This window comes from Streptomyces sp. DSM 15324 (genome assembly GCF_001514285.1).
Taxonomy (GTDB): domain Bacteria; phylum Actinomycetota; class Actinomycetes; order Streptomycetales; family Streptomycetaceae; genus Streptomyces.
In genome coordinates this window covers 394,128-410,716 of record NZ_KQ949032.1, presented here as the reverse complement: position 1 = coordinate 410,716, position 16,589 = coordinate 394,128, and the positions used below count along the sequence as shown (strand labels likewise).

Here is a 16,589-nt window from a genome sequence, read left to right as displayed (position 1 = left end):
TTTTCTCGGTGCTTTCAAGGTTCCCGCTTTTGTTTCGCGGTTTCCTTTCCGGCGGTTCCGACTCTATCAGATCCTTTCGGCGTCTGATTCCCAGTCAGAGGGGCTTGTCCTCCCGGCCCTTCGGCCGTTCCGACGTCTCAAACCTTAGCGGATCCGCTCGGCAGTTCCTAATCGAGCTGCCGACCCCAATCGAATTGAATTCGGACGCGCCGAATTCGACCCCGTTGGGAGATCGTGCTGATGATGTGAGGTGCCGCTGCTGCGGCGGGAGTGTCGTCGAAGAACCGTTCCGGCTCCCCGACAACCCGAAGAACTCTACGCGCCCCACCAAGGCGCGTCAAGTACCCCATGTCAAGATCTTTTCTGACCCGGTCAGTCCAGGTCGCTGAGCCGCCCGCCCGCGTCCGGCTGGGCGTGCTCCACCCGGCGCAGCAGCCTGGTGAGGACGTCGCCGAGGGTCGTGCGTTCCTCGGCCGAGAGGTCCTGGAGGAGGTCCTCCTCGAAGACGGTGGCCAGGCGCATCGCCTCCAGCCACTTCTCCCTCCCCTCCGGCGTCAGCTCCACGATGACGCGCACGCGGTTGGACTCGTCGCGTTCCCGGGTCACCAGCCCTTCGGTGACCATGCGGTCGATCCGGTGGGTCATCGCGGCCGGCGTCAGACCGAGGCGCTTGGCCAGGTCGCTGGGGCCGAGGCGATAGGGGACGCCGGAGAGGACGAGGGCCTTGAGGACCTCCCACTCGGCGCTGCTGATGCCCAGCTCGGCGGTCTGGCGTCCGTAGGCGACGTTCATCCGGCGGTTGAGCCGGGAGAGGGCCGAGACGATCTTCTCCACCTGGGGGTCGAGGCCCCGGAACTCGCGCTGGTAAGCGGCGATCTGCTCTTCGAGCGTCGGCTCTGTGACGCCGGGGGTCTCGGCCATGTGCGCAGTATCGCATGCACATCCTTTGCGTTGAAGTCCTTCGATCTATACTCTTTAGCTTCGAACTTTAGCTTTGAAGTCTTCACTCCTAACTAGTGAGAGAGGTGAACGTGACCAGGGGCAAGGGCGCAGCGATGCGCCGGATCCACGTGGGCAACGCACTCAGCGCTTTCGGACTCGGTTTCACGGTCCCCTACCTGTACGTCTACGTGGCGCAGGTGCGGGGCCTGGGGGCCATGACGGCGGGGCTCGTCCTCGCGGTGTTCGCCGTGGCCGCGCTGATCGTGCTGCCGTTGGCCGGACGGGCGATCGTGCGGCGCGGTCCACTGCCGGTCCTGCTGGCCGCCCTGGTCACCGCTGCCGTCGGCGCCCTGGGTCTGGGGCTGGCCGGTACCGCCACCGCCGTCCTGACGGCGTCCGCGGCGCTCGGGGCCGGACAGGCCGTGATGCAGCCGGCGCTGGCGACGATGATCGTGGACTGCTCGACGACCGAGACGCGTTCGCGGGCGTTCGCCATGCAGTTCTTCCTGCAGAACCTCGGGCTGGGTATTGGCGGGCTCATCGGCGGGCACCTCGTCGACACCACGCGCGTGTCGTCGTTCACGCTGCTGTTCTCGATCGAGGCGGCGATGTTCCTGCTGCTGGTCGCGGTGATGGCCACCGTGCGGGTGCCGTCCGCGCCGCGGGTCGGGGAGGCGCCCCGGCAGTCGGCCCGAGGCGGCTGGCGGCAGTTGCTCGGCAACCGGGCCATGGTGCAGCTGTCGGTCCTGGGCTTCGTGCTGTTCTTCGCCTGTTACGGGCAGTTCGAGTCGGGGCTGAGCGCCTACGGGGTCGAGGCCGTCGGGATCTCGACGTCGGCGCTCGGTACGGCGCTGGCCGCCAATACGGCCATGATCGTCGTGGCCCAGTTCGCCGTGCTGCGGTTCGTCGAGCGGCAGAAGCGGTCACGGATGATCGCTGTCGTCGGGCTGATCTGGGCCGTGGCGTGGGTCGTGGCCGGGTATGCCGGGCTGGGGCACGGGAGCCAGGAGATGGCGACGGCCGCGTTCGTGTCGACGTACGCCCTGTTCGGCCTGGGTGAGGCGATGCTGTCGCCGACGGTGGCGCCGCTGGTGGCCGATCTCGCGCCGAGGGGGATGGCGGGGCAGTACAACTCCGCGTTCGCCCTGGTGAAGCAGCTGGCGCTGGCCGTGGGGCCGGCGGTGGGCGGGCCGATGGGGGCCTCGCTGCACGCGCCGTACATCGTGACGTTCCTGCTGTTCTCGCTCGGGATCACCTGGCTGGCGCTGCGGCTCGGGCGGGAGCTGACCGCCGTACAGGATCAGCCGTTGCTGGCGCGGAACCGCGTGGTGGCCAAGGGTGGGGCCGCTGTGGGGCCCGTGACCGCCGAGGCGCAGGCCTGAGGCGCAAGGACCGGTGAGGGTGGCCGTCGTTCCGGGAGGGACGGGCGGCCGCCCTCTTCTGCGTGTTCTCTGCGTGTTCTCTGCGTGTTCTCTGCGGGTCGGCTCTGGTGCGGTCAGCGGATCGCGGTCACCAGGGTGGCGCTGAAGGGGAAGGTCGTCGTGTCGGTGGGCAGGTGGGCGCGGACCGTGTCGGCTGCCCGGGTGAGGGCTTCTTCTCCTGCGGCCTCGATGAGTTCCTGGCCCCAGGGGATCGCCGCCAGGTGGCCCGGGACGTAGTCCTCCAGCGGGGGCAGGTTGATCGCGAAGGTCAGTTCGCGCAGGTTCAGGTCGTGGAAGCCGGCGCCGGTCAGGGCCGTGGCCAGGCGGTCGGCGGCGGCGAAGGCCGACCTGAAGCCGGCCGCGTTCTCGGGGGTGCCGTGCTGCTCGACGGCGCGCAGCTGGGCGACGAAGTAGGGGGATGCGTCGAGGTGGGACCAGACGGTGGCGACGAAACGGCCGCCGGGCCGGGTGACCCGGGCCGTCTCGCGCAGGGCCGCGTCGAGGTCCGGGAAGAACTGGGCGCCCTCCTGGCACAGGACGGCGTCGAAGGTCGCGTCGGGGTAGGGGAGGTCGTCGGCGGGGGCGGCGGTGAAGGCGATGTCCGGGTAGAGGCGGGGATGGCACGCTACGGCGACCTCGAGCATGCCCTGGTTGATGTCCGCGCCGGCGACGCGGCCGGTGGGGCCTGCCTGGGCGGCCGCGGCACGGGCCGCGAAGCCGGTGCCGCAGGCGAGGTCGAGGACGGTGGCGCCGGGAAAGAGGTCCGCGGCGTCCACGAGTGCGGTGACGAAGGGCGCCATGAGGGGCGCGACGTAGTGTTCGTAGCGCTCGGGGGCGCTTCCCTTGAGGTGAAAGCCCGTTGCGTCTGCCATTGGGAAGCAATTAGCACCGGGGAGTGGATTCGCCTAGGTCGTCGGCAGGACGAACTCGCACCACACCGCCTTTCCGCCGCCCGGGGTGCGTCTGCTGCCCCAGTGGGAGGCGATGGTGGCGACGATCGCGATGCCCCGGCCGGACTCGTCGCCCGGTTCGGCGCGACGGCGGCGCGGGAGGTGGTCGTCGCCGTCGGTCACCTCGATGATCAGCCGGCGGTCGGTGCGGCGCAGGCGCAGCCGCATGGGCGGGGTGCCGTGCTGGAGGGAGTTGGCGACGAGTTCGCTGGTCGCGAGGACGCCGGCGTCATGGAGGTCGCGGGGGAAGCGCCAGCTGGTGAGAACACCGGAGGCGAAGGCACGCGCGCGTGGTGCGGCTTCGACGCCGCCGAGGAGTTCGAGGGCGGCGTTGCGGAAGAGTTCGCTGTCGGCGCCGGTGCGGGCGGGGTGCTGGAGGACCAGGACCGCCACGTCGTCGTCGTGGTCGGCGGTGACGCCGGCCGAGCGGACCAGGCGGTCGCAGACGACCTGGGGGGTGCCGGTGGCGCCGGCGAGGGCGCGCTCCAGGGCGGCGATGCCTTCGTCGAGGTCCTGGTCGCGGCGTTCGACGAGTCCGTCGGTGTAGAGGACGGCGGTGGAGCCGGGGCCGAGGGGGATGGAGCCGGAGGCGTGCATCCAGCCGCCCGTGCCGAGGGGCGGGCCGGTGGGTTCGTCGGCGCGCTGGACGTGTCCGGTGTCGTCGCGGACCAGGATGGGGAGGTGGCCGGCCGAGGCGTAGACCAGGCGGCCCTCGTTGGGGTCGTGGACGGCGTACACACAGGTGGCGATCTGGTTGGCGTCGATCTCGGTGGCGAGGCCGTCGAGCAGGTTGAGGACCTCGTGCGGGGGGAGGTCGAGGCGGGCGTAGGCGCGGACGGCGGTGCGCAGCTGGCCCATGACGGCCGCCGCGCGGACGCCCCGTCCCATGACGTCGCCGATGACGAGGGCGGTGCGGCCGCCGCCGAGGGTGATGACGTCGTACCAGTCGCCGCCCACGGCGGCTTCGGTGCCGCCGGGCTGGTAGGTGGCGGCGATCCTCAGGTCGTCCGGTTGTTCGAGTTCCTGGGGGAGGAGGGAGCGCTGGAGGGTGACGGCGGTCTCGCGCTGGCGGCGCTCGCTGGTGCGCAGGCGTTCGGCGGCCTCGGCGTGGTCGGTGACGTCGGTGGCGAAGACGAGAACGGCGCTGCGCGTGCCGTCGGCGTCGTCCTCGGCCACGGGGGTGCAGGTGAAGGTGTAGTGGCGGCCGTCGGGGGCCTTGCGGGACTTCAGGGTGCGGGGCTTGCCGCTGCGCAGGGCCTGGTCGAGGAGCGGCATGAGACCGAGGTCGCGCAGTTCGGGCAGGGCCTCGGCGGCCGGTTCGCCGCAGGGGCGGGCGCCGAAGGCGGCGGTGTAGGCGTCGTTGACGTAGGCGAGGCGGTGGTCGGGGCCGTGGACGAGGGCGACGAGGGCCGGGACACGGTCGAGGACCTCACGGACCGGGAGTTCGTCGACGGCGGGGACGGACGGCGGCTCGTCGGTCGGTTGTTCGCCGCGGGCCGCGGGTACGGAGCCCTCGCTTCGCCGGTCCGTGGTGGTGACCGTGTGCTCGGCCCGCGCGGCGGCGCGGCGCTGAGTTCCGGGGAGCCGGGAGCTCCAGCGCGTGAAGTTCACGAATCCTTGCCTCGTGTAGTCGTCGTCGGCCGGCTCCGGGCCCGGCCTGGGCTCGGGGGGCCGCGCGGCGGTGGCCGCACATTGTTGCAGCACCCGGGGGGTGGAGCACTGGGGGACAGCCTCGTGAGTGGGGGCTTTGAGCAGGGAGCAGTCTGGCAGGGTGGCCGCGGTCCGGGCCGGCATTCGTCAGACGTGGGGGCGGCCGGGGGAGTTCCTGTATCGGGTCAGGACAACCCCTTCGGGTCGTCGGAGGACTCGTCAGAAGGCTTTCCCCCGGCAGCGAGTTCGAACTCGGCGCGCGGATGTTCGAGGGATCCGAGGGAGACGATCTCGCGTTTGAAGAGCCCGGCGAGGATCCATTCGGCGAGCACGCGCGCCTTGCGGTTGAAGGTGGGCACGCGGCTGAGGTGGTAGGCGCGGTGCATGAACCAGGCGGGGTAGCCCTTGAGCTTGCGGCCGTAGACGTGGGCGACGCCCTGGTGCAGGCCGAGCGAGGCGACCGAGCCGACGTAGGCGTGGGCGTACGTCTGGAGGGGTTCGCCGCGCAGGGAGCGCGCGATGTTGTCGCCGAGGACCTTGGCCTGGCGGAGCGCGTGCTGGGCGTTGGGGGCGGTCTCCGTGCCGGGTTCGGCGGCGGTGACGTCGGGGACGGCGGCCGCGTCTCCGGCCGCCCACGCGTGCGTGACGCCTTCGACGGTCAGCTCGGGGGTGCATTTCAGCCGACCTCGTTCGGTGCGGGGGAGGTCGGTGGCGGCGAGCACGGGGTGGGGTTTGACGCCGGCGGTCCACACGACCGTACGGGTCGGGAAGCGGGCGCCGTCGCTGAGGACGGCGACGCGGTCGACGCAGGACTCCAGGCGGGTGTCGAGACGGACGTCGATGTTGCGGCGGCGCAGTTCACTGACGGTGTAGCGGCCCATCTCCTCGCCGACCTCGGGCAGGATCCGGTCGGAGGCCTCGACGAGGATCCACTTCATGTCCTCGGGCTTGACGTTGTGGTAGTAGCGCGTGGTGTAGCGGGCCATGTCCTCCAGTTCGCCGAGCGCCTCCACGCCGGCGAAGCCGCCGCCGACGAAGACGAAGGTGAGGGCGGCGTCCCGGATCGCGGGGTCGCGCGTGGAGGAGGCGATGTCCATCTGTTCGATGACGTGGTTGCGCAGGCCGATGGCCTCCTCGACGGTCTTGAAGCCGATGGCGTGGTCGGCGAGTCCCGGGATGGGGAGCGTGCGGGCGACGGAGCCGGGCGCGAGGACGAGTTCGTCGTACGTCAGCTGCTGGGCGCCGGTGCCCTCCTCCTCGGTGGCGAGGGTGGTGAGGGTGGCGGTGCGTTGGGCGTGGTCGACGGCGGTGATCTCGCCGACGACGACCCGGCAGTGCCGCAGGACGCGGCGCAGCGGGACGACGACGTGCCGGGGGGAGACCGCGCCTGCCGCGGCCTCGGGGAGGAACGGCTGATAGGTCATGTACGGCTCGGGGGTGACCACGGTGATCTCCGCTTCGCCCCGGGCGAGTTCCTGTCTCAGATTCCGCTGGAGCCGCAGGGCCGTGTACATCCCGACGTAGCCACCGCCGACAACGAGAATGCGCGCACGTTCCTTCACCATCCCATGACGCACCCGGCGCCGGAGTTTGTCCACAGGCCCGACCATTTGTGTGACCGCCGATCGTGTGCGCGCGGGGTTGGCCGAAACACCGGCGTGCGGGGCAGGTACGCAGGTCAGAGGGTGTGCGCCGGGGTACGGCAGGGGGTGCAATCGGGACGTAAACGACCCGTACTCCGATCGGGGGGCGCTCCGTGCGGAACCTGCCCCTTCTGAATTGACTGCCTCTCAACTATGTTCGTGTCGACGGGGTGTCAGGGGGAAGCGCGCTCCACGGGTCCGCGACGGATGGGTCCGGGAAGCGGTCCCCTGTTCCACGCATCCCGGAATTTGATGGCGGGGAGAGTCTCCGGGGGGAGACGTCATTACCGGGGGATCATTCATGCATATTCAGGACACGCATTGGTCGTCCGCCGGCGCGCTCGCGCATGGCGGCGTGAGCGCGGCGGTGGGCAACGGACGCGGGGACGGCCCGCGGACCACGCCGCTGCGCGTGGACGCACAGCGCAATCTCGAGCACGTCCTGCGGGCGGCGCGCGAGGTGTTCGGCGAGCTGGGTTACGGCGCGCCGATGGAGGATGTGGCACGACGCGCGCGGGTGGGCGTGGGGACGGTGTACCGGCGCTTCCCGAGCAAGGACGTCCTGGTGCGGCGGATAGCCGAGGAGGAGACGTCCCGGCTGACCGGCCAGGCGCGGGCGGCGCTGGGCCAGGAGGACGAGCCGTGGTCGGCGCTGTCGCGCTTCCTGCGGACCTCGGTGGCCTCGGGTGCCGGGCGGCTGCTGCCGCCTCAGGTGCTGCGGGTCGGCGCCTTCGCCGAGGACGGCGTGGAGCGTCCGGGGTCCGAGGAGCCGCGGGTGCCGCAGCAGCGGACCCAGCCGGGCGCTGGTGAGCTGCGGCTGGTCGCCGAGGACGGTGCGACGGCGGGCGGCTCGGCCGGTTCCGTGGGCCCGGTGGGCCCGGTGGGCTCCGTGGGCCCGGTGGGCTCCGTGGGCCCGGTGGGCTCCGCGGGCTCCGCGGGCTCCGTGGGCTCCGTGGGCTCCGTGGGCTCCGTCAATGACGATGCCGGGGCGGCGGCACTGCTCGAGGTGGTGGGCCAGCTCGTGGAGCGGGCGCGGGCCGCGGGTGAGCTGCGGCCCGACGTGTCGGTGTCGGACGTGCTGCTGGTGATCGCGACGGCGGCTCCCTCGCTGCCGGATCCGGCGCAGCAAGCGGCGGCGTCGGCGCGGCTGCTGGACATCCTGCTGGAAGGGCTGCGCTCGCGGCCGTCCTCCTGAGGGAGGGGCGCGGGTCGCTCGAAGGGGTGAGCGGGGCGGGGGCGGGGCAGGGTTTCCGCCCCCGCCCCGCATCGCTCGCCCGTTCGGGGCAATGCGCTCTGGCGGCCCAACTCGTGCCCTCGGAGCGACAGTTGAACCTTCCCCGTACGAGTGATGTTCAGTACTGGAATGCGGCAGATCCGCACGGACGAGTGGACGGCCCGTCCCGTCCGGTCCTGGCCAAAAGCCGCTATGGCACTCTGACCCGGTGTCGGGACCGGTAGGGCAGGCGGCGGGGGCTTTCCGCGATGGGCGTTGACGGGCGGGACGAGCAGGTACCGGGCCAGGGCAGGCGCACCGCCCCGACGGGCGGGGTCCCCGCACAGTGGGAACGGTCCGGCGAGGGCGTCCTGCCGCCGCCCCGTGATCTGCCGGCCCCCGACACCGACCTGATCTCCCGGATGCGCGGGGGCGACGACACGGCGTACGAGGAGCTGTACCGGCGCCATGCGGACGCCGTGCGCCGCTACGCGCGCACCTGCTGCCGGGACGCCCACACCGCCGACGACCTCACCGCCGAGGTCTTCGCCCGCATGCTCCAGGCCGTACGCGGCGGCTCCGGGCCCGAGTACGCCGTCCGCGCCTATCTCCTCACCTCCGTCCGGCGCGTCGCCGCGGGCTGGACCCGGTCGGCGAAGCGCGAGCAGCTCGTGGACGACTTCGCCCTGTTCGCCGCCCAGGCCGGCCGCGCCTCGGAGGCCTCCGACGACTCGGCGTCCCCGGGGTCTTTCGGCGGGGGCCTGGACGTCGGCGCCGAGGTGCGCGCCCTGCACGAGGCCGAGCGGTCCATGGCCATGCAGGCCTTCCGCTCACTGCCCGAGCGCTGGCAGGCCGTGCTGTGGCACACCGAGGTCGAGGACGAGTCGCCGAGCGAGGTCGCGATGCTCTTCGGCCTCGACGCCAACGGCACGCGCGTGCTCGCCAGCCGCGCCCGCGAGGGCCTCAAGCAGGCGTACCTCCAGGCCCATGTCAGCGCCACCCTCACCGGCGACGAGGAGTGCGCCCGCTACGCCGACCAGCTCGGCGGCTACGCCCGCCGCAGGCTGCGCACCCGGGCCGAACGCGGACTGCGCAAGCACCTGGAGGAGTGCGCCAGGTGCCGGCTCGCCGCCCTGCAGATCGAGGAGGTGGCGAGCGGTATCCCCGCCGTCGTGCCGGTCGCGGTCATCGGCTGGTTCGGCGCCGCCGGGTACGCCAAGGCCCTCGGGCTCCTCGCCGGCGGGGCGGGGGCCGGGGCTGCGGGTGCGGCGGGCGCGGCCGCCGCGGCGAGCGGAAGCGCCGCGGGAGGGGCGGTCGGCGGCGGGGCGGCCTCAAGTGGCGCGGCCGGGAGCGGGGGTGCCTCCGGTGGGGCCGGTGGGAGCGCGGTCGTCTCGGAGGGGGTGGGGGCGCCGGTGAAGGCCGGGATCGCCGCCGGTGTCGTCGCGGTCGCGGCCGCCGCGCTGGCCCTCGCCCTCGTCGGCGACGAGAGCCCCGCCAAGCAGCCCGAGGCCGCACCCGCGGCTTCCGCGCCCGTGGCCCGCCCGCAGGACCCGACGCCCGCCCCCGCGCGTACGACGGCATCGCCCGAGCCGGCGGAACCCGAGGCGGTCGTCCCCGCCGCCGCCCCGCCCCGGACCCCCTCCCCCGCCCCGCGCCCGAAGTCCCCACCGCCCCCGGAGGCCACCCCCACACCGACTCCCACACCGCCCCAGACGCCCCCGCCCGCCTCGACCCCGCCCCCGGCGCCCACTCCCCCGCCCGCCCCCGCGGTCTACCCGCTGAGCGAACTGTCCTTCGACGTCGACGGCGACGGCACCGGACCGGAGATCCGGCTGGGCGGCAGCAGCTGGGTGTGGCAGCGGTACGAGGTCTCCGTCGCCGGCCGGCAGTACACGCGCGGGGTGACGGTCCACGGCCGGTCCGCCGTGACCGTCGACCTCAACCGCGCCTGCACCGCGTACGACGCGCTGGTCGGCCTCGACGACCTGACGCTGGACCTCGGCGAGGTGACCTTCTCCGTCTACGCCGACGGGGCCCGGCTGTGGACGTCCGGGACGGTGCGAGGGGGTGATTCCGCCGTGCCCGTCCATGTGGGCCTGGGCGGCCGGACGACCGTACGGCTGGTGGTCGAGCCGCGCGGCCCTTTCGACGGGGTGGCCCTGGCGGACTGGGCCGAGTCGAAGTTCAGCTGTTCGTAGCGGCCGGCGGGCTGACGGCCGGCGCCGGGTGCGCCCGTACGGCCTCGGCGAGCTCCTTCTGGACCTCGGCCGGCGTCAGGTCGCCGCCCCGGGCCCGCTCGGCGGTGTACCGCTCAGCGCCCAGGGCCCGACACGCCCGCGCCTGCACCTCGGCCACGCGCTCGCACCGCAGGGCCGCACGGGGGAGCGGACCGCGCAGCCGGTCGGCGGCGGCCAGCAGCGCGACCGTGCGCGGGAAGTCCCCGAGCCGGGCGAGCTGCTCGGCCGCGCCGTCCACGACCGCCGCGACGATCGCCTCGCTGCACTCGTCGGCCACCGCCCGGCGCAGCCCCTCGGCGAGCATCGGCAGGGCGGGCTCCGGGCCCGACTCCAGGCCGGTGAGCTCCGCGTCGAGCAGGGTCAGGGCGGCCGTGAACTGGGGCGGCGGAGTGGCCTGCCGCATCGCCACCAGGGTCGCGTCGCACAGTTCGCGCGCGCGGACGACGTCCCCCTCCTCCAGCGCGACGCAGGCGCGCAGCAGGATCACGAAGGTCTGGGCGTCCGCCACCCCCTGCCGGTCGGCGGCGGCTTCCGCCTCGTCCAGGACGGCACAGGCGCCGGGGAGATCGCCCGAGCGGTAGGCGATCTCCGCGAGCCGGGCCATCAGGAACGGCGCCTCGGCGTACGCGCCGACCTCGTAGGCGAGCCGCAGCGCCTCCCGGTACTCCGCCTCCGCCTCCGGGAGCCGGCCGCGCGCCATCTCCGCCTCCGCGGCCGCGCTGCACACCTGGGCCAGCATCCAGCGGTCGCCGACCCGTCGGCTGATCAGGCGCAGCTCCGCCAGGTCGTCGTCGACGCCGGCCATCCCGCCGGGGGAGTCGACCACGATGTGCGTCCGGAACATCAGGGTGCAGCCGAGCTCCCAGTCGCCGCCGTGCGCACGGCAGTTGGCGACGGCCGCGTCCAGGACGCCGCGGATGTCGAGCGTAGCCCGCATCTCGAAGGCCGCCGCCACCGGCCAGACCAGACCGGGCATCCGGGCCGCCGCCGGACCGCCCGGCTGGAAGCAGGACCGCAGACGCAGGAGGTAGGCGCGGTAGCGGGGGTCGCGCTCGACCTCTCTGGGCTCGGACTCGGAGAGCAGGAAGACGTGCAGCATCCGCAGGTCCATCCGCTGCGCGTGCCGGGGATGCCCCTGCGCCCCGCCGTCGTCGTCCGGTCCGCCCTCGGCGTCGGGCTGGGCGAGGAAGGCCTCGACCGGGTCGACGGCGGCCATGCGGGCGGCGAGGTCGGCGGGGACGGGGAGGGAGCAGCAGGTGGGTGCGGGTGCCACCGGAGTGGGGTGCGCGGGGTCCGTCGGCGGGGTGGGCAGGGTGTCCAGGGCCACGCCCAGGCGCAGGACGCGGTCGACCCAGGCGGCGCCCTCCAGGCGGTAGTTGCGGAGCCACCAGAACCAGCCCATGGCGAGGCAGAGGGCGGCGGCCTCCTCCTCGTCGGCCGCGGTGATCGCGCGCCGGGTCGCCGCCCGGATGTTGTCCAGCTCGGTCTCCAGGCGGGAGATCCAGGGGAGTTGTGCGGCGGAGCGGAGCAGGGGGTCGGCGCGCTCCACGAGCGCCCGCACCCAGGCGCGGTGCCGTCGCTCGGCCGCCGCGCGTGCGGGCGGGTCTTCGGCGGCGCGCTCCACCGCGTATTCGTGGATGGTCTCCAGCATGCGGTAGCGCATGTCGCCGCCCGCGCCGCCACCGGCGCTGTCGGGCGGCTGCGGGGCGGCCACGACCAGGGACTTGTCGACGAGCGCGCCGACGAGCGCGGCGACCGGGCCCGTGCACACGGCCTCGGCGGCCTCCAGGTCCCAGCCGCCCGCGAAGACGGACAGCTCGCGCAGCAGGGTCCGCTCCGCGTCGTCGAGGAGGTCCCAGGACCAGTCGACAACGGCCCGCAGGGTCTGCTGGCGGGGCAGGACGGTGCGGCTGCCGGAGGTGAGGAGACGGAAGCGGTCGTCGAGGCGGTCGGCGATCTGACGGGGGGTGAGCAGCCGGAGCCGGGCGGCGGCCAGCTCGATGGCCAGGGGCAGTCCGTCGAGCCGCCGGCAGATCTCGGCGACCGCCTGCTCGTCCCGCTGGTCCTGCTCGGGCGCGGTGGTGGCCGTGGTGGGGCGGACGGCCGCGGCGCGCTCTCGGAAGAGGCGGTGCGCCTGGTCGGGGAGGAGGGGGTCGACCGGGCGGACCGACTCACCGGGGACGCCCAGGGGTTCACGGCTGGTGGCGAGGATCGTGAGCCCGGGGCAGCGGGTGAGGAGGGTCTCGGCGAGGGCGGCTGCCGCGTCGATGACATGCTCGCAGTTGTCAAGGATCAGGAGCGGGCTGCGCGGGGCGCAGTACTCGACGAGCAGGGCGACCGGGTCGTCCTGCGGGGGCGCGAGGTCGGTGGCCATCAGGACGGTCTCGCGCAGACCGAGGGCGCTGACCACCGCGCCCGGCACCGCCTCCGGCCGGTCGAGCGGCGCCAGCTCGACCAGCCACGCCTGCGGGAGCCCGGCGGCGGCTTCCTCGGCGAGACGGGTCTTTCCGGAGCCGCCCGGTCCGGTGAGGGTGACGAGGCGGGCCCTGTGCACGTCCGAACGGATGGCGGCGATCTCGGGTTCCCGGCCCACGAACGAGGTAAGGCGCGGACGGATGTTGCCGTTGCGCTCGGGCGGTGGGGGTGGCGCGAGGGGCCGGGGCTCGGGGCGGGCGAGGAGTTCGGCGTGCAGGGCGCGCAGTTCGGGGCCGGGGTCGGTGCCGAGGGTGTCGGCGAGGGTGCGGCGGGCGCTCTCGTAGGCGGCGAGGGCGTCGGCTGCGCGGCCGGTGTCGCGCAGGGCACGGATGAGGAGGGCGTGCAGGGGTTCGTCGTACGGGTGTGCGGCGACCAGTTCGCGGAGGCGGGGTACGGCGTCGCGGGCGCGGCCGAGGCGCAGGTCGGCCTCGGCGCGGGCGCGGAGGGCCTCGGTGTGGAGGGCCTCGGGGCGGGCGGCCGGGGTGCGGTCGGGGAGGTCGGCGAGGGCGGGTCCGCGCCACAGTGCGAGGGCGTCGTCGAGGGTGCGGGCGGCGATCGCGGGGTCACCGCCCCGCTGGAGGGTGGCGGTGGCCTCGTGGACGAGGCGCTCGAAGACGTGGAGGTCGACGTCGGCCTCGGTGGCGGCGAGGCGGTAGCCGCCCGGGGCGGAGGTGACGGCGTCCTTGCCGAGGGTACGGCGGAGCCGGCCGACGAGGGCCTGGAGGGCGGCGGGGGCGTCCTGGGGCGGGGCCTCGGGCCAGATCTCGTCGATGAGGGTTTCGGGGGGTGCGGGCCGGCCCGCCCGGAGGGCGAGGGCGGTGAGGAGGGCACGGAGGCGGGGGGCGGTGAGAGGTATGGGGGTGCCCTGGTCGTCCTCGGTCTGGGCGACACCCAGGATGTTGAACCGCACGGGGACATTGTCGCCGGGGGCTGCGGCGGGGGCACGGGGTTTGCGCGGCGGGGTGTCGGACGGGAGCCCGGACCACTGGACCCCGGCTCACCCCGGTGACCCTCCGCCGACCCCGAGCAGAGCGATTCCCGGACCCCAGCAGCCCGGCGACTGCCCCCCCAGGGGCGCGGGACTGCCCAACCGGCCACCGGCGACCGGCCGCGCCCGCACGACGGACACATCAGGGCAAGAGGGACGCGCCACACGCCCCAGAGCCGCCGAGGTGTCGGCCCGGGAGCCCGGAGCACTGGACCCCGGCTCCCGATCACCCTCCGCCGACCCCGAGCAGGGCGATTCCCGGACCCCCAGCAGCCCGGCGACTCCCCCCAAAAAAGACACTCGGCACTGCGCAACCGGCCACCAGCCGGCCCGCGCCCGCACGGCGCCCGCATCCCGGCGGGGGCGACGCACGTCACTCCGCAGAGCCGCGGCTCAGCCTCCGGAGGACACTGCCCGGCGTTGCGGGGCGATGCCGGCCGGTACCGCGCGGGCGCGGGCCGGGGTGCCGGTCCAGCAGGTGCCGCGGCGGGAGAGCAGGCGGCGGAGCCAGAGTTCGAGCGAGATCAGGTCGGCGAGGCCGTCCAGGGGGAGGGGTTCGCCGGAGGCCGCCGCGCGGACCGCCTTGCGGACGACCCGCGCCTCGATCAGGCCCGCCTCCGCGAGGAGGGGCGCGTCGAAGAGGGTGAGGAGGGGGTCGGCGGCGAGACGGAGGCCGTTGCGGGCGGTCGTGGCGGTGGTGCCGTGGGCGGGGGCGCCCCAGCCGGGCGGCAGGTCGGTGATGCCGGCGCCCTTGAGGACGGTCCGCAGGATCGCGGCACGCGCGCCCGGCTGCACACGCAGGGTCTCGGGGAGGGCGCGGCAGGCGCGGACGACCTGGTTGTCGAGGAAGGGGGCGTGCAGGCGCTGGGAGCGGATCTCGGCGGCCTGTTCGAGGATGCGCAGGTCGGCCGCGTGCCGGGTGAGGGCGGCACGCGCGCGGTAGTCGCCCGGGCGCTGGCCGGGGCCGACGCCGGCGCGATGGGCCGAATTCTGCAGAAGAACCGATACTTCAGCCAGCGCCTCCCCCGTCAGCCAGCGCGCCGCCGGGCCGGGCCCGGCCCAGGTCAGTGCCGCGAGGGAGGCACCGACCGCGCCCCCCGGATCGTCCTCGAAGCTGCGGTGCAGGAGGCGCTCGGCGAGGTTCTCGACGCCCGCGCGGTACGGCGTACGGGCGAGTCTTCGGGCCGCGCCGTACACGCGCGCGGGGACGAGCACCGAGCCGTCGGCCTTGGTGAGGGCGGCCACGGGGCGGACCAGGTGACGGCGTTTGCGGTCCATGAGCAGGTCCGCGAGGCGGGCCGGGTGGGCGTCCAGGACCTGGCGGGCGCCGTGGCCGGTGAAGTGGTCGGCGCTGCCCGCCGCAAGGCGCGCGCGGTGGCGGGCGGCGGTCACCAGGCTGGGTCCGGGTTCGTCGGTCAGCGGGCCGTCCAGGTCGGCGTACGGCAGGGTCTCCTCGGCGCCGGTCACGACGACGTGGTGCAGGCGCGGGTTGGCCGCCAGGGCTCCGGCCCGTTGCAGTTCCTCCGCACGCGCGCGGGTGGTCAGGTCGTTGAAGGTGACGGCCAGCAGCCGCTCCCCCGCGCCGGTGCCGTGGCCGAGGAGGGTGCCCGGCATCCCGGGCAGGCCGGCCGCCAGCAGCGCCAGCGTGCCGGAGGCCGGGCCGCCGGAGAGGTCGGCGCCGATGCCCGGTACCGGCATCCCGCGCGCGGCGCGTCGTTCGGCGGGACCCATTCCGGGCACGGGACCGGGATCGATGTCGGGCACGTGTCTGGGCGCGGACAGACGCGCGCGTACGGCGTCTACGAGCGCGTCGCGCACCGCGTCGACCGCGCTGTCCGGGTCGGCCGGCGGCGCCGCCACGGCGAGGGACGCGACCGGGTCGTAGCCGGCGATCTCACGCGCCCCGGCGCGCAGGATCAGCGCATGCCCCGGCGGAACGCGCCGCACGCCGTCGTACGGGGTGGAGTCGTGCAGGGCGGCGGGGACGTCCGGGGCGGCCAGGAGGGCGGCCAGGTGGGCGAAGTCGAGGTTGGCCTCGATGAGGTCGGCGAGCGGCAGCGCGGCGGTGGCGTAGGCGGTTCCGCCTGCCCAGGGGGTGTGGAAGACCGGGCGGGCGCCCGCGAGATCGCCGCAGACGGTGACCCGGCGGCCGACCTGGACGACGGCGGTGTAGCTGCCGGGCCAGGCCGTCAGGTGGCGCAGTGCGCCCCCGCGCGCGGCGAACAGCCCGACGCGCAGCTGCTCGTCGCTCGCCCCGCAGGTGCCGAGGACCGCGATCCGGGTCTGGGCGTCGGCCTTGACCACCCGTACCTCGTCGGGGCGCCAGTCGCCGACCGCCCACAGCGGATCGGGGTCGCCCCACAGGAGTTGGGAGCCGACGGGTTGCAAGGCCTCGCCGTCGTGGCCGATCCGACCGCCGTAGGTGTCGCCGTTGTCGTGGCCGACGGCCCCGCCCAGCGCACCCGCGGCGGTGCTGCTCCATCCCACCAACCACCGCATCGACGCCTCCACGGGCCGTGGACAACCGAGTGCACCGTACGAACGGTTCACCATGCTGCCACGAAGAACGCGCCGCAGAGGGAGGCGACGCCGCTTGTGATCCGGGGAGTGCGCCCGCCTCGATGGGGCGGCGCCGGCCCGCGCGGCCGGGGGGACCCCGGCGTCTGCGACATGAATGCGCCCCCGGTACGCTCCCTCAAGTCGCCCTGTGCGCCCTCGATTTCCATGGTCGGAGGCGTTGTCACCCATGGAACGCGGGGTCGATTTTCAGCCAAATCCGGCGCGGGCGAGTCCCGTCGGTCGTCCCGTGCGCAGGCCTCGCACACGCTCCGTGCACGCGCGCGTGCCCGTCACGGACCGCGCCGGCCCGGGAGACGGAAAGCGCCTCCCGGACCGCTCCGCCGCCCGCGGGGATGAAGGCGGCGGTGTCCCCCAGCCCACTGGATCCAGTACAGCGGGCCGACCCACGCACGACCCATGGAACCGCTCCCCCGATGGCCGGAGAAGAGCGCACACGCAGGCGCACGGCCACACAGCGGGAGCACGCGGCGACGGACCGTGCCGAAGCCCG

At 74.3% G+C, this 16,589-nt stretch carries 9 protein-coding genes; 3 read left to right on the top strand and 6 right to left on the bottom strand.

Annotation, left to right across the window (positions count from 1 at the left end; all coding sequences use genetic code 11):
- Positions 1–372: 372 nt before the first annotated feature.
- Complete coding sequence (locus AQJ58_RS29855) at positions 373–921, bottom strand: MarR family winged helix-turn-helix transcriptional regulator (RefSeq protein WP_067255706.1); 549 nt, start codon at positions 919–921, stop codon at positions 373–375.
- 104 nt (positions 922–1,025) lie between these two features.
- On the opposite strand from AQJ58_RS29855, the gene AQJ58_RS29850 reads away from it, so the two are divergent.
- On the top strand, positions 1,026–2,324 hold the full coding sequence (locus AQJ58_RS29850; RefSeq protein ID WP_067255704.1) for an MDR family MFS transporter: 1,299 nt from the start codon (positions 1,026–1,028) through the stop codon (positions 2,322–2,324).
- A 113-nt stretch (positions 2,325–2,437) separates the two neighbouring features.
- Here the strand turns inward: AQJ58_RS29850 and AQJ58_RS29845 are convergent, their stop codons facing one another.
- From AQJ58_RS29845 to AQJ58_RS29835, 3 genes are all read right to left on the bottom strand, one after another.
- Positions 2,438–3,235, bottom strand: coding sequence for a class I SAM-dependent methyltransferase (locus AQJ58_RS29845; RefSeq protein ID WP_067255702.1), 798 nt, complete (start codon positions 3,233–3,235; stop codon positions 2,438–2,440).
- A gap of 33 nt (positions 3,236–3,268) precedes the next feature.
- Positions 3,269–4,924, bottom strand: coding sequence for an ATP-binding SpoIIE family protein phosphatase (locus AQJ58_RS29840; RefSeq protein ID WP_067255700.1), 1,656 nt, complete (start codon positions 4,922–4,924; stop codon positions 3,269–3,271).
- Positions 4,925–5,148: 224 nt separating this feature from the next.
- Positions 5,149–6,528, bottom strand: a complete 1,380-nt coding sequence (locus AQJ58_RS29835) for an NAD(P)/FAD-dependent oxidoreductase (protein ID WP_067255699.1) — start codon at positions 6,526–6,528, stop codon at positions 5,149–5,151.
- Between the two features lie 379 nt (positions 6,529–6,907).
- Here AQJ58_RS29835 and AQJ58_RS29830 point away from each other — a divergent pair, with 379 nt between their 5' ends.
- Both AQJ58_RS29830 and AQJ58_RS29825 read left to right on the top strand, forming a co-directional pair.
- Entirely contained in the window at positions 6,908–7,801 is an 894-nt protein-coding gene (locus AQJ58_RS29830; protein WP_067255697.1) for a TetR/AcrR family transcriptional regulator, read from the top strand.
- A 287-nt stretch (positions 7,802–8,088) separates the two neighbouring features.
- Complete coding sequence (locus AQJ58_RS29825; protein WP_067255695.1) at positions 8,089–10,017, top strand: sigma-70 family RNA polymerase sigma factor; 1,929 nt, start codon at positions 8,089–8,091, stop codon at positions 10,015–10,017.
- Here AQJ58_RS29825 and AQJ58_RS29820 read toward each other — a convergent pair.
- Positions 10,004–13,441, bottom strand: coding sequence for an ATP-binding protein (locus AQJ58_RS29820; RefSeq protein WP_067255693.1), 3,438 nt, complete (start codon positions 13,439–13,441; stop codon positions 10,004–10,006). The genes AQJ58_RS29825 and AQJ58_RS29820 overlap by 14 nt on opposite strands.
- A 471-nt stretch (positions 13,442–13,912) precedes the next feature.
- A complete protein-coding gene (locus AQJ58_RS29815) occupies positions 13,913–16,018 on the bottom strand; it encodes an asparagine synthase-related protein (protein ID WP_067255692.1) in 2,106 nt (701 codons plus the stop codon).
- Between the last annotated feature and the right edge of the window lie 571 nt (positions 16,019–16,589).

What these genes read in the sequence shown, in the direction of transcription:
- AQJ58_RS29855 (WP_067255706.1), bottom strand. Translation starts at nt 921, where the DNA reads ATGGCCGAGACCCCCGGCGTCACAGAGCCGACGCTCGAAGAGCAGATC.
- AQJ58_RS29845 (WP_067255702.1), bottom strand. Translation starts at nt 3,235, where the DNA reads ATGGCAGACGCAACGGGCTTTCACCTCAAGGGAAGCGCCCCCGAGCGC.
- AQJ58_RS29835 (WP_067255699.1), bottom strand. Translation starts at nt 6,528, where the DNA reads ATGGTGAAGGAACGTGCGCGCATTCTCGTTGTCGGCGGTGGCTACGTC.
- AQJ58_RS29830 (WP_067255697.1), top strand. Translation starts at nt 6,908, where the DNA reads ATGCATATTCAGGACACGCATTGGTCGTCCGCCGGCGCGCTCGCGCAT.
- AQJ58_RS29825 (WP_067255695.1), top strand. Translation starts at nt 8,089, where the DNA reads ATGGGCGTTGACGGGCGGGACGAGCAGGTACCGGGCCAGGGCAGGCGC.
- AQJ58_RS29815 (WP_067255692.1), bottom strand. Translation starts at nt 16,018, where the DNA reads ATGCGGTGGTTGGTGGGATGGAGCAGCACCGCCGCGGGTGCGCTGGGC.